Genomic DNA, 12,569 nt, shown 5'->3' with positions numbered 1-12,569 from the left:
TCCGGCGCGGTGTCGGTGTTGCCGACTAAGGTCGTAGTCCCACGACAGGGGAGGACGAGATGACCGACGCCCCCATCCGCGACCCGCGCGACCAGCAGCTCGGACTGCTGGCGGCCAAGAACGAACGGCTCGCCGACGCCCTCGTCGCGGCCCGCGACCAGATCGTCGAGCTCAAGCGCCAGATCGACGAGCTCGCCAAGCCTCCGGGCACCTACGCCGTCTTCGTCGGCGCGCGCCCCGACGGCACTGTCGACATCATGTCGGCGGGCCGCAAGATGCATGTCGGCACGAGCCCCTCGCTCGAGGTCGCCTCGCTGCGGCCCGGCCAGGAGGTCAAGCTCAACGAGGCCATGACCGTCGTCGAGGCCGGCGGGTTCGAGCGGATCGGCGAGCTCGTGACCGTCAAGGAGCTCCTGCCCGAGGGCCGGGTCCTCGTCGTCGGGCGCGCCGACGAGGAGCGCGTCGCGCGCATCGCCGGGTCCGTCACCGACCAGGTGCGCGTCGGCGACGCCGTCACCATCGACACCCGCTCGGGCTTCGTCTTCGAGCGCATCCCCAAGTCCGACGTCGAGGAGCTCGTCCTCGAAGAGGTCCCCGACATCCACTACGCGGACATCGGTGGCCTCGGCCCGCAGATCGACCAGATCCGCGACGCCGTCGAGCTGCCGTTCGCCCACCCCGACCTCTACCGCGAGCACGGGCTGCGCCCGCCCAAGGGCGTGCTGCTCTACGGCCCGCCCGGGTGCGGCAAGACGCTCATCGCGAAGGCGGTCGCCAACTCGCTCGCGCAGATGGTCGGGCAGCGCCGCGCCGCCGAGTCCCGCGACGCCGCCGCGGGGGAGAGCGTGCAGAGCTACTTCCTCAACATCAAGGGCCCCGAGCTCCTCAACAAGTACGTCGGCGAGACCGAGCGCCACATCCGCCTGATCTTCGCCCGCGCGCGCGAGAAGGCCAGCGAGGGCATGCCCGTCGTCGTGTTCTTCGACGAGATGGAGTCCCTGTTCCGCACCCGCGGCACGGGCCTGTCGTCCGACGTCGAGACCACGATCGTCCCGCAGCTGCTGTCCGAGATCGACGGCGTCGAGCGCCTCGACAACGTCATCGTCATCGGCGCGTCCAACCGCGAGGACATGATCGACCCCGCGATCCTGCGCCCCGGCCGCCTCGACGTGAAGATCCGCATCGAACGGCCCGACGCCGAGGGCGCCAAGGAGATCTTCGGCAAGTACCTCACGACCGACCTGCCGATCCACCCCGACGACCTCGCCGAGCACCACGGCGACGCCGCCGAGGCCATCGATGCGATGGTCCGCGCCGTCGTCGAGCGCATCTACTCCGAGGACGACGAGAACCGGTTCCTCGAGGTCACCTACGCGTCCGGCGACAAGGAGGTCCTGTACTTCAAGGACTTCAACTCGGGCGCGATGATCCAGAACATCGTCGACCGCGCCAAGAAGACCGCGATCAAGGACTTCCTGACCACGGGCCAGCGCGGCCTGCGCGTCGACCACCTGCTGTCGGCGTGCGTCGACGAGTTCAAGGAGAACGAGGACCTGCCCAACACGACCAACCCGGACGACTGGGCCCGGATCAGCGGCAAGAAGGGCGAGCGCATCGTCTTCATCCGCACGATCGTCGAGAAGAAGGGCAAGGCGGCCGCCGCGGCCCGCACCATCGACACCGTCACGAACACCGGGCAGTACCTGTGACGGCTGGGCCCGACGACGCCGTCCGTGAGACGGCGGGGCCGAGCGGCACCGCTCCACTCTCGGTCCGCCGCGTCATGGGCATCGAGACCGAGTACGGCGTCCTCCAGCCCGGCCGCCCGTACGCGAACCCGATGCTCCTGTCGTCCCAGGTCGTCACGACGTACCGGGCGCTCGCGGCCGTCGGCGGCGGCCGCGGCGCCCGCTGGGACTACGACGACGAGGACCCCTGCACGACGCGCGGGGGTTCCACCTGCGCCGGGCGTCGGCCCACCCGTCGCTGCTCACGGACGACCCGGACCGGCCGGTCGCGCCCGGCCCGGTGTCGTCAAACGGCGGCGAGAGCTCGACGGAGGCCCTCGACCGGCCCGAGGCCGAGGAGTACGACGACCCGAGCGCCGCGAACGTCATCCTCACCAACGGCGCGCGGCTGTACGTCGACCACGCGCACCCGGAGTACTCGTCGCCCGAGGTCACGGGGCCGCGCGAGGCGGTCCGGTTCGACGTCGCGGGGAGCGCGTCATGCTCGCCGCCGCGCGCGAGCTGGCGCCGTTCCCGGGCGGCCCGGTCGCGCTGTACAAGAACAACGTCGACGGCAAGGGCGCGAGCTACGGCTGCCACGAAAACTTCCTTGTGCGCCGCGACGTGCCGTTCGCCGAGCTCGCACAGCTCCTGATGCCGTTCCTCGTCACGCGCCAGGTCTTCGCGGGCGCGGGGCGGGTGGGCCTCGGCCAGACGGGCGCGGACGCAGGCTTCCAGCTCGCGCAGCGCTCCGACTACATCGAGGCCGAGATCGGACTCGAGACGACGCTGCGCCGTCCCATCGTCAACACGCGCGACGAGCCCCACGCGGACCGGCAGCGGTGGCGCCGGCTCCACCTCATCATCGGCGACGCGAACCTGCTCGAGGTCGCGACGTACCTCAAGCTCGGGACGACGTCGCTCGTCCTGGGCCTGATCGAGCGCCGCGACGAGCTGCCCGCGGCGTACGCCCGGCTGGCCGCGCTGCGCCTCGCCGACCCGGTCGGGGACGTCCAGCGCGTCAGCCACGACCCGACGCTCACGACCACCCTCCGGCTCGCCGACGGCCGCGAGCTCACGGCGCTGGAGATCCAGCGGACGTACCTCGACGCCGCGCGGGAGGCGGTGGACGCCCTCGCCGCCGGGGCCGGGCCGGACGACGAGACCCGGGCCGTCGTCGACCGGTGGGCCCGCGTGCTGCACGGCCTGGAGCACGACCGCGCGAGCGTCGCCGGCCAGGTCGAGTGGGTCGCGAAGCTCCGCATCCTCGACGGGCTGCGGCGCCGCGACGGGCTCGACTGGGACCACCCGCGCCTCGCGGCGACGGACCTGCAGTGGTCCGACGTGCGGCCCGAGCGCGGGATCTACCACCGCCTCCTCGCCAAGGACGCGGTCGAGCGGGTCGTGACGGAGCAGGAGGTGGCGCGCGCCGTCCACCACCCGCCCGACGACACGCGCGCCTACTTCCGGGGCGAGGTCATGGCCCGGTACGGGGAGCACGTGTCCGCGGCGAGCTGGGACTCGATCATCTTCGACGTGCCCGGGGCGCCGTCGCTGCAGCGCGTGCCCATGCCGGACCCCGAGCGCGGGACCCGGGGGCATCTCGGTGACCTGCTCGACCGCAGCGCGGACGCGTCTGCGCTGCTCGCGGGCCTGTCCGGGACGTGAGGGACGGCGTGGACGGTCCGGCCGGGCGGCCCCGCACGGCCTAGGCTGGACACGGAACGGATCAGCGGGGCACGCACGGCCCGAGGACCGACGAGCACGAAGGAGACGACGATGGCAGATCGCGAGCAGCAGCAGCACGTCCGCCGCGAGGACGACGTGCCGGACGACGACGCCACCCCCACCCCGCCGCCCGCGGCGCCGCAGGGCCAGGACGCCGACGTCGACGCGCTCCTCGACGACATCGACGACGTCCTCGAGGCGAACGCCGAGCAGTTCGTGCGCGGGTTCGTCCAGAAGGGCGGGCAGTAGGACGCCCATGACACCCGAGGCTGACGCGAGGCTCCCTCGCGCGTACACGACACCCGGCTCGGCGTCGTTCGTCGAGTTCCTCGCCGCGCACGACCCCGGCCTGCTCCCCGAGGGCCGGGTGCTCCCGGCCGGCGACGCCCCCGTGGCGCCGCACGGCACGACGATCATCGCCGTCACCTACGACGGCGGCGTCGTGATGGCGGGCGACCGCCGCGCGACGGCCGGCGCCATGATCGCGAGCCGCGAGATCGAGAAGGTCTTCCCGGCCGACGAATACTCGGCCGTCGGGATCGCGGGCAGCGCCGGTCTGGCGCTCGAGCTCGTGCGGCTCTACCAGCTCGAGCTCGAGCACTACGAGAAGATCGAGGGCTCGCTGCTCTCGCTCGACGGCAAGGCCAACCGGCTGTCCACGATGATCCGGTCCAACCTCGGGCTCGCGATGCAGGGCCTCGCGGTGGTCCCCCTGTTCGCGGGCTACGACCTCGACCGGGGCGCGGGGCGGATCTTCTCCTACGACGTCACGGGCGGGCGCTACGAGGAGCACGACCACCACAGCGTCGGCTCGGGCTCGGTGTTCGCGCGCGGCGCCCTGAAGAAGCTGTGGCGCCCGGGCCTGGACGCGACGGGGGCCGTGCACGTCGCGGTCGAGGCGCTGTACGACGCCGCCGACGACGACTCCGCGACCGGCGGCCCGGACCCCGTGCGCCGGATCTGGCCCGTCGTCGCGACGGTCGACGCCGAGGGCTACCGGCGGGTCGGCGACGACGAGCTCGCGGCGCTCGCCGCCGAGATCGTGGCCGAGCGGACCGCCGCCAACGACGCGCGACGCGGCGTCCGTCGCACGAGCGCGTCCAACCCGTCCGACGAGCCGCGCCCCGTGCCGCCCGAGGACCTGGGCGACGGCGGCGCGCGCCGCACCGACAGCGAGGGAGACGCCCCGTGAGCATGCCCTTCTACGTCTCGCCCGAGCAGCTCATGAAGGACCGGGCGGACTACGCGCGCAAGGGCATCGCCCGAGGCCGCTCCGTCGTCGTGCTGCAGTACGACGACGGCATCGCGTTCGCGACCCAGAACCCGTCGCGCGCGCTGCACAAGATCTCGGAGATCTACGACCGGATCGCGTTCGCGGCGGTCGGCAAGTACAACGAGTTCGAGAACCTGCGGGTCGCGGGCGTGCGCTACGCGGACCTGCGCGGGTACTCCTACGACCGCTCCGACGTCACGGCCCGCGGACTCGCCAACGCGTACGCGCAGACGCTGGGGACGGTGTTCACGACGGAGTCGAAGCCGCTCGAGGTCGAGCTCGTGGTCGCCGAGGTCGCCGACGAGCCTGCGGGCGACCAGATCTACCGGCTGTCGTACGACGGGTCGGTGGCCGACGAGCACAGCGTCGTCGCGATGGGCGGGCAGGCCGAGGAGCTCGGCGCGCGCCTGCGCGAGGAGTGGCACGAGGGCATGGCGCTGCCCGAGGTCCTCACGCTCGCGACCCGGGCGCTCGCCGCGAGCGGCGAGGGCACGGGCGACGGCGCCGAGCCGCAGGAGGTGCCTGCCGCCCAGCTCGAGGCCGCGGTGCTCGAGCGGACGGCGAGACGGCGCGCGTTCCGACGCCTCACGACGCCCGCCCTCGACCAGCTCCTCGCGCAGCGCTAGGTCGCGAGCAGGCCTCGGGAAGACAGGAGACCACCCATGGACCGACGCATCTTCGGGCTCGAGACCGAGTACGGCGTGATGTGCGCCGCCGAGGACGGGCGCGGCCTGTCCGCGGACGAGATCGCGCGCTACCTGTTCCGCAAGGTGGTGGCGTGGGGGCGGTCGTCGAACGTCTTCCTGCGCAACGGCTCGCGGCTGTACCTCGACGTTGGGTCGCACCCGGAGTACGCGACGGCGGAGTGCGACGACGTGCGCCAGCTCGTCGCGTACGACCGGGGCGGTGAGCGGATCCTCGAGGGGCTCGTCGCGGACGCGCAGCAGCGGCTCGAGCACGAGGGCCTCGCTGGCCGGATCCACCTGTTCAAGAACAACACCGACTCGGCCGGGAACTCGTACGGCTGCCACGAGAACTACCTGGTGCGGCGGCAGGGCGACTTCGCGCGCCTGTCCGACGTGCTGGTCCCGTTCCTCATCACGCGCCAGATCCTGACGGGCGCCGGGAAGGTGCTGGCCACGCCCCGCGGCGCCACGTACACGCTGTCGCAGCGTGCCGACCACATCTGGGAGGCCGTCTCGAGCGCGACCACCCGGTCCCGCCCGATCATCAACACGCGTGACGAGCCGCACGCCGACGCCGAGAGCTACCGGCGCCTGCACGTCATCGTGGGCGACTCGTCGATGGCCGAGCCGACGACGGTGCTCAAGGTCGGCGCCACCGACCTCGTGCTGCGGCTCGTCGAGGCGGGCGTGCCGATGCGCGACCTGGGGCTCGAGAACCCGATCCGCGCGATCCGGGACATCTCGCACGACATCACGGCCAAGGTGCCCGTCCAGCTCGCGAACGGCCGGACCGCGACCGCGATCGAGCTGCAGTCCGAGTACCTCCAGCGCGTCAAGGACCACGTCGACGCGCACGTCGAGCCGACGCCCATGATCAAGCAGGTCCTCGACCTGTGGGAGCGTGGCCTGCGCGCGCTCGAGTCGGGTGACCTGTCCCTGGTGGACCGCGAGCTCGACTGGGTGATCAAGCTCAAGCTGATCCAGCGGTACCAGGCCAAGCACGACCTGCCGCTCACCGACCCCCGCATCGCCCGGCTCGACCTCGCCTACCACGACATCTCGCGGACCGAGGGGCTCTACAACCTCATGGCCCAGCGGGGGCTCGTCGAGCGCGTGGTCACGGACCTGGAGGTCTTCGAGTCGACCGCGGTCCCGCCGCAGACGACGCGCGCGAAGCTGCGCGGCGACTTCGTGCGCGCCGCGCAGGAGGCCCGCCGGGACTACACGGTCGACTGGGTGCACCTCAAGCTCAACGACCAGGCGCAGCGCACGGTGCTCTGCAAGGACCCGTTCCGCAACGTCGACGACCGCGTGGAGCGCCTCATCGAGTCGATGTGAGGGCCGCGCGCTCCTTCCGGCGCCCGCCGGGCAGCGGGGTCTCAGGTCTCACGTGGGTGGCCCGGCTACCCTGTGGCCCGTGACCCCACCGCTCCACCGTCGATCCGCCGCGCCCCGAACCAGTCTCCGACGACGGCCCCGGCCGCTCCGGCGGGCCGGCCGTGCCCGGTCGGTGGCGGTGCTCGTCGTGGCCCTCGGGCTCGTGGCGACCGTCGCCGCGTGCGGCGAGGAGGACCCGCAGGACCAGGCCACCGTGACGGGCTCCACGCAGGCGGACGTCCAGGTCACGGGGAGCGCCTGGTCGCCGCCCAGCTTCGCCTACGACACCCCGCTGACCGTCACCGCGCAGCGCATGGAGACGGTCTGGGAGGGCGTCGGCCCGAAGGTGAAGGACGGTGACGTCGTCGTGCTCGACACGTACGCCGAGGACGGACGCACCCGCAAGGTCGTCGCGAACTCGTTCGCGGGGAGCCGCGGGCGGTCCGGATCGACGAGAAGACGCTCGGCACGGCGCTGTACCGCATGGTCGTGGGCCGGACGTCGGGCAGCCGGGTGCTCGACGTCGCCGAGTCGAAGGGTGTGCCGCTGGTGACGACCGTCGACGTCCTGCCGGGCCGGGCGGTCGGCGAGACCGTGGCGCAGAGCAAGGGTGAGCCCGTCGTGACGCGGGCCGACGACGGCGCCCCGACCGTGAAGATCCCGAAGGGCGCGACGGCTCCGAGCGAGCTCGCCGTGCTCCCGCTCGTGCGCGGGACGGGGCCGCAGGTCCAGGCGGGTCAGCTCGTCACCGTCCAGTACACGGGCGTCACGTGGAAGGACGGCAAGGTCTTCGACACGACGTGGGGGAGCAAGAAGCTGCCCCTGACGTTCCGGCTGGGCGTCGGGGACGTCATCGAGGGCTGGGACCAGGGGCTGCTCGAGCTGCCGGTCGGGTCCCAGGTGATGCTCGTGGTGCCGCCCGACCTCGGCTACCAGGGCACCTCCTCGAAGCTCGCGGACCAGACCCTGGTGTTCGTGGTCGATATCCTGGACGCGCACACGCCGGGCACCGGGCCGCAGGTCGGGAAGAAGGCGAAGCCGGCCGACGTGTCGCCGCCCGCGACCTCGACGTCCGGCAAGTGATCCCGCCTTCCGCCACGTCCCGCTCCCGGCTCGCCGGGACGACCCCGAAGGAGTCCCCGTGCCCGTCGCCGTCCGCGTGATCCCGTGCCTCGACGTCGATGCGGGGAGGGTCGTCAAGGGCGTGAACTTCGAGAACCTGCGTGACGCCGGAGACCCGGTCGAGCTGGCCGCGCGGTACGACGCGCAGGGCGCCGACGAGGTCACGTTCCTCGACGTGTCGGCGTCGTCGAGCGGCCGCGAGACCACGTACGAGGTGGTCCGCAGGACGGCGGACCAGGTGTTCGTCCCGCTGACGGTCGGCGGTGGGGTGCGGACGGTCGACGACGTCGACACGCTGCTGCGTGCGGGTGCCGACAAGGTCGGGGTGAACACCGCGGCGATCGCCCGGCCCGAGCTGATCGCGGAGATCGCGGGCCGGTTCGGCAACCAGGTGCTCGTGCTGTCGGTCGACGCGCGCCGCGTCCAGGGCGACGTGAGCACGCCGAGCGGCTTCGAGGTGACGACGCACGGCGGGCGCCGCGGCACCGGCATCGACGCGGTCGAGTGGGCCGCGCGGGCCGCCGAGCTCGGCGCGGGCGAGGTGCTGCTCAACTCGATGGACGCCGACGGCACCTACGAGGGCTTCGACCTCGAGATGCTGCGCGCGGTGCGCGCGGCCGTGGGGGTCCCGCTGATCGCGAGCGGCGGCGCGTCCACGCCGCAGGACTTCGTCGCGGCGGCCCGGGCGGGCGCGGACGCCCTGCTCGCGGCGAGCGTGTTCCACTTCGGGCGCCTCACGGTCGCGGACGTGAAGGACGCGCTGCGCGAGGCGGGCGTCGAGGTGCGCTGAGCCCCGAGGCGCTACACGGGCGGGCCCGGCTGGACGGCGTCCAGCGCGGCGACGTCGGCGTCCGTCCCCTCGACGGCCACGTGGGCGTGCCGGCCGCGTCCGGAGGCGTGGAGGACGAGCTCGCCCACCTCCCCGGTGACGACGACGGTCCCCGCACCGTGGTGCGGACGCGAGACCCGGCGGCGCCCGACCCCGGGGGCGACGAGCAGCACGCCGGGTGCCGCGCCGCGGTAGGAGAGCCGGCCGGCGAGGCCGAGCTGGCGCCACAGGCTCGCCACGACGTCGTCGTCGAGCGCGCGGGACGGGACGTCGCGCGGGCCGCGGCGGACGTCCTCCGCGTGGACGAAGAACTCGGTGACGTTCATGAGGTTCCCGGCCCAGGCGCTGGGGGACAGGCGCGGCGGCGGGGCGGCGACCCGCGCGACGAGGTCGGCGTAGACCGCGGGGTCCTGCGCACGGTCGGCGAGGGCCCAGAAGGCGGGGGAGTGGATCCGCGGGCTTCGTTGGCGGGTGAGGACGTGCGCGGCGAGGTGGCGTGCCTCCCAGCCCTCGCAGAGCGTCGGATCGTCGGGGGCGGCCGCGGCGAGCGCGGCCGCGAGGCCCGCGCGCAGACGAGCGTGGCGTGACGGGCCACCGGAATCGGGCATGTCGCTCATCCTGGCACGCCCGGGGCTCGGCCGCCCCGGTGGAACCAGACAAAATACTGTGCCAAGCGGTACGCTCCTCCCGTGACCACCCACGACGCCGACGTCACCCCCACCCCGGCCCTGGAGGGCGGGGCCGCCGGCCGCTACCCGCGCCCGACGGTCGACCTCGAGGAGGCCGAGTGGGTCTGGCGCGACCTCGCATCCCGCGCGTCCCGCGTCCCGGTGCGCGACGAGGAGGTCCGCCTCGCGGTGATCGCCGGGCTGGCGCGCTGCACGGGAGCGCGCTACGGGGACCTCCTGCGGGTCACGGTCGACGACCTCGAGCTCGACCCTCCCGGCGACGGTCGGGGCGGCGTCGTCCGGGTGCGGCACGGCAAGCACCGGACGGTGCGCGACCAGGTCCTCGACACCGGTGCGGCCACCGTCCTCGCCCGGTGGCTCGAGGTCCGCGAGGAGCTGTGCACGGACCTCGAGGGGTCGGTGCCCCGTGCGCTGCTGCTCACCGTGCACCACACGCACGACAACGGGGTGACCGTCTCCAAGGGGCTGCCCATCACGGCCCAGGGGCTCGTGCTGTCGTGGCGCCGCTACGTGCACCGCACCGCCGCCGAGCAGGGCGGGCGACGACGCCCGCTCCCGACCCGGTTCGAGCAGGTCCGGCGTGCGTGGGTCGTGGCGCGCGACGAGGCCGACGACGGCCACTAGCCTGGGTGCCAGCCGAGGGAGAGGTGGCGGATGACTGCGGAGTCGGCGGGGGCCGGACCCATGACGGGGCCGCGCGAGGCGATCGTGACGGACCCGCAGGGCGTCGACGGGCACGTCTACGTGTGGGACCACGCCGAGCCGCGCGCCGTCGTCCACGTGTCGCACGGCGTCGGCGAGCACGCCGGCCGGTACGCGCACGTCGCGCGGAGGCTGCACGACGCGGGCTACGCCGTCGTCGCGGACGACCACCGGGGGCACGGCGCCACGGGCGTCGGGCACCTCGGCCTGGGCGAGCTCGGGAAGGGCTCGCACCACGCGGTGTTCGACGCGGTCGAGGCCGTCGCGCGCGAGGCGCGCACCTGGTACGCGCCGGCGCCGTTCGTGATGCTCGGCCACTCCTGGGGCTCCTCGTGGCCCAGAAGCTCCTCGCGCGCGGGCCGGAGCTGTTCGACGGGCTCGTGCTGTCCGGGACGTCGTACGCGCTGCCCGGCGTGATCAACGGCGGCGACCTCGGCAAGCGGTTCCGGGTCGAGGGCGGCACGGGCTTCGAGTGGCTGAGCCGCGACCCGGCGGTGGGCGCGGCGTTCGCCGCGGACCCTCTCACCTTCGACGTCAACACCCACAGCCCGTACACGTGGTGGCAGGCGCTGCAGCTCCTCGGACGGCCGCCGCGTCACCTGCGGCGCGACGTCCCGGTCCTCATCCAGGGTGGCGCCGAGGACACGCTCGGTGGGACCCGTGGCATGACAATGCTCGCCGACGCGTACCGCCGACGCAGCGGCCTGACCGACGTGTCGCTCATGATCTACCCGGGCGCCCGGCACGAGATCTACAACGAGACCAACAAGGACGAGGTCCTCGGGGACCTCGTCGCGTGGCTCGACGCGCGGTTCGGGGCAGAGCGAGGGCCGCAGGCGTGACGTTCCGGGTCGCGACCGAGTCGGGCGTCGTCGTGGGGGAGACCGACGGCGGCGCGCGGGTCTGGCGCGGCCTGCCGTACGCGGCGTCGCCCGTCGGCGCGGGCCGGTGGCGCCGCCCCCGGCCCGTCCAGCCGTGGACGGGCACGCGGGACGCGACCAGGTTCGGCGCGGCGTGCCCCCAGCGCCGGCTCCGCGCGGGCGGCGGCGTCCCGCCCACGTGGCCGCGGACCGAGGACTGCCTCACCCTCAACGTGTGGGCCCCGCCGGTCGACGCCGACGACCTGCGCCCCGTCGTCGTGTGGGTGCACGGGGGCGCGTTCGTCGCCGGCTCGGGCATGCTCGCCGACTTCAACGGGGCGCGGCTCGCCGTGGAGGGCGACGTCGTCGTCGTGACCCTCAACTACCGGCTCGGCGCGCTCGGTTTCCTCGACCTGTCGTCGCTGGCCACACCCGACGAGCCGTTCGACGCGAACACGGGCCTCTGGGACGTCGTCGAGGCGCTGCGCTGGCTGCGCGAGAACGTCGCCTCGTTCGGCGGCGACCCCGGGCGCATGACGCTCGCGGGGGAGTCGGCCGGGGCGAGCGTCGTGACGGCGCTGCTCGCCGCGCCTGCCGCACGCGGCCTGTTCCACCGGGCCGTGGCACTGAGCCCGGCGCCCGCCGCCGCATACTCCGCGGACCGGATGGCGTCGTACGCGCGCCGGCTGCTCGACCTGGTCGGCGCCGACCCCGACGACGCGGCGTCGTGGCGCCGGATCCCGGCCGACGACCTGGTCGCGGCCGGCACGCGGCTGCTCGCCGAGGTCGACGAGCGCTACACCGGCACGATCGCGTTCGCGCCGAGCGTCGACGGCGTCCTGCTCCCCGAGTCGCCCGTCGACGCCGCGCTGGGCGGCCGGACCGCCCCGGTGCCGCTGCTCACGGGGACGATGCGGAACGAGGCGCTGCTGTTCCTCCGGGCGAGGCCGCGGATCCTCCCGGTCGCGGAGCCGCGCGTCGACCGGGTCTTCGAGCTGCTCGCCGAGCAACGCGCCGGCGAGACCGCCGACCGGGACCTCGACGACCGGGGAGAGGACGACGACGCCGCGCTCCAGGACGGCGTCCTGGCCGCGTACCCGGGCTACCCGGAGCGTGAGGCGCTCCTCGACTTCGCGGGCGACTCCACGTTCCGGATCCCCACGATCCGGTTCGCCGAGGGGCACGGGCAGGTCGCACCCGTGTGGATGTACCGGTGCGACTTCGCGACGCCGTCGGAGCGCATGGCCCGGCTCGACGCCACGCACGGCACCGAGATCCCGCTCGTGTTCGACACGCTCGACGCCCCGGTCGGGCGCCTGATCGTCCTGCTGGGCGGCAGGTCGGCGGCCCAGCGCGTCGGTGCACGCATCCGCCAGCACCTCGTCGGGCTCGCGCGGGACGGGACGCCGGGCTTCGGCTGGCCGCGCTACACGCCCCCGGACCGCACGACGCTGATCCTCGACCGGGACGTGCGGATCGCGCGCGACCCGGGAGGCCCGACGCGCGAGGCCTGGGACGCCGTCGAGTTCCTGCGCTGAGGAGCGCCCCGTGGCCCGTGTCACGCCGGACGGGTTCG

General features: G+C 73.8%; 11 protein-coding genes and 2 pseudogenes. 12 read left to right on the top strand and 1 reads right to left on the bottom strand.

The window, feature by feature from the left end:
* Positions 1-59: 59 nt before the first annotated feature.
* From arc to hisF, 9 genes and pseudogenes are all read left to right on the top strand, one after another.
* Positions 60-1,709: a proteasome ATPase gene (gene arc / locus QQK45_RS18625; protein WP_284294490.1), complete on the top strand. Its 1,650-nt coding sequence runs from the start codon at positions 60-62 to the stop codon at positions 1,707-1,709.
* A 74-nt stretch (positions 1,710-1,783) separates the two neighbouring features.
* Positions 1,784-3,395, top strand: a pseudogene (gene dop / locus QQK45_RS18620) (depupylase/deamidase Dop).
* 111 nt (positions 3,396-3,506) lie between these two features.
* Positions 3,507-3,704 (top strand): ubiquitin-like protein Pup, encoded by a 198-nt coding sequence (locus QQK45_RS18615; RefSeq protein ID WP_284294489.1) that lies wholly within the window; start codon positions 3,507-3,509, stop codon positions 3,702-3,704.
* A 7-nt stretch (positions 3,705-3,711) separates the two neighbouring features.
* Positions 3,712-4,647, top strand: a complete 936-nt coding sequence (gene prcB / locus QQK45_RS18610) for a proteasome subunit beta (protein WP_284294488.1) — start codon at positions 3,712-3,714, stop codon at positions 4,645-4,647.
* Positions 4,644-5,354 (top strand): proteasome subunit alpha, encoded by a 711-nt coding sequence (gene prcA, locus QQK45_RS18605; RefSeq protein WP_284294487.1) that lies wholly within the window; start codon positions 4,644-4,646, stop codon positions 5,352-5,354. Before prcB ends, prcA begins: the two co-directional genes overlap by 4 nt.
* Before the next feature lie 36 nt (positions 5,355-5,390).
* A complete protein-coding gene (pafA, locus tag QQK45_RS18600) occupies positions 5,391-6,752 on the top strand; it encodes a Pup--protein ligase (protein ID WP_284294486.1) in 1,362 nt (453 codons plus the stop codon).
* 79 nt (positions 6,753-6,831) lie between these two features.
* Positions 6,832-7,344, top strand: coding sequence for a hypothetical protein (locus QQK45_RS18595; protein ID WP_284294485.1), 513 nt, complete (start codon positions 6,832-6,834; stop codon positions 7,342-7,344).
* Complete coding sequence (locus QQK45_RS18590) at positions 7,281-7,874, top strand: FKBP-type peptidyl-prolyl cis-trans isomerase (RefSeq protein ID WP_284294484.1); 594 nt, start codon at positions 7,281-7,283, stop codon at positions 7,872-7,874. The genes QQK45_RS18595 and QQK45_RS18590 overlap by 64 nt, the downstream gene beginning before the upstream one ends.
* A 58-nt stretch (positions 7,875-7,932) precedes the next feature.
* Positions 7,933-8,703, top strand: coding sequence for an imidazole glycerol phosphate synthase subunit HisF (gene hisF / locus QQK45_RS18585; RefSeq protein WP_284294483.1), 771 nt, complete (start codon positions 7,933-7,935; stop codon positions 8,701-8,703).
* Between the two features lie 11 nt (positions 8,704-8,714).
* Here the strand turns inward: hisF and QQK45_RS18580 are convergent, their stop codons facing one another.
* Positions 8,715-9,350: a TIGR03085 family metal-binding protein gene (locus tag QQK45_RS18580; protein WP_284294482.1), complete on the bottom strand. Its 636-nt coding sequence runs from the start codon at positions 9,348-9,350 to the stop codon at positions 8,715-8,717.
* Positions 9,351-9,431: 81 nt separating this feature from the next.
* Between QQK45_RS18580 and QQK45_RS18575 the strand changes: the two genes are divergently transcribed.
* The 3 genes and pseudogenes from QQK45_RS18575 (at position 9,432) to QQK45_RS18560 (ending at position 12,531) form a co-directional block, all read left to right on the top strand.
* Positions 9,432-10,055, top strand: a complete 624-nt coding sequence (locus QQK45_RS18575; protein ID WP_284294481.1) for a site-specific integrase — start codon at positions 9,432-9,434, stop codon at positions 10,053-10,055.
* A gap of 30 nt (positions 10,056-10,085) precedes the next feature.
* Positions 10,086-10,975, top strand: a pseudogene (locus QQK45_RS23455) (alpha/beta fold hydrolase).
* The gene (locus QQK45_RS18560; protein WP_284294478.1) at positions 10,972-12,531 is read left to right on the top strand and encodes a carboxylesterase/lipase family protein; all 1,560 of its coding nucleotides are present in this window, start codon (positions 10,972-10,974) and stop codon (positions 12,529-12,531) included. Before QQK45_RS23455 ends, QQK45_RS18560 begins: the two are co-directional and overlap by 4 nt.
* Positions 12,532-12,569 lie beyond the last annotated feature (38 nt).

The sequence above is a fragment of the Luteimicrobium album genome, from assembly GCF_030161555.1.
Lineage (GTDB): Bacteria > Actinomycetota > Actinomycetes > Actinomycetales > Cellulomonadaceae > Luteimicrobium > Luteimicrobium album.
The sequence above is the reverse complement of the archived record's forward strand: the minus strand, read 5'-3'. Positions and strand labels throughout refer to the sequence as shown.

Bases quoted from the DNA above. Each gene is read 5' to 3' on its own strand.
- arc (WP_284294490.1), top strand. From the start codon at position 60: ATGACCGACGCCCCCATCCGCGACCCGCGCGACCAGCAGCTCGGACTG.
- QQK45_RS18615 (WP_284294489.1), top strand. From the start codon at position 3,507: ATGGCAGATCGCGAGCAGCAGCAGCACGTCCGCCGCGAGGACGACGTG.
- prcB (WP_284294488.1), top strand. From the start codon at position 3,712: ATGACACCCGAGGCTGACGCGAGGCTCCCTCGCGCGTACACGACACCC.
- pafA (WP_284294486.1), top strand. From the start codon at position 5,391: ATGGACCGACGCATCTTCGGGCTCGAGACCGAGTACGGCGTGATGTGC.
- QQK45_RS18580 (WP_284294482.1), bottom strand. From the start codon at position 9,350: ATGCCCGATTCCGGTGGCCCGTCACGCCACGCTCGTCTGCGCGCGGGC.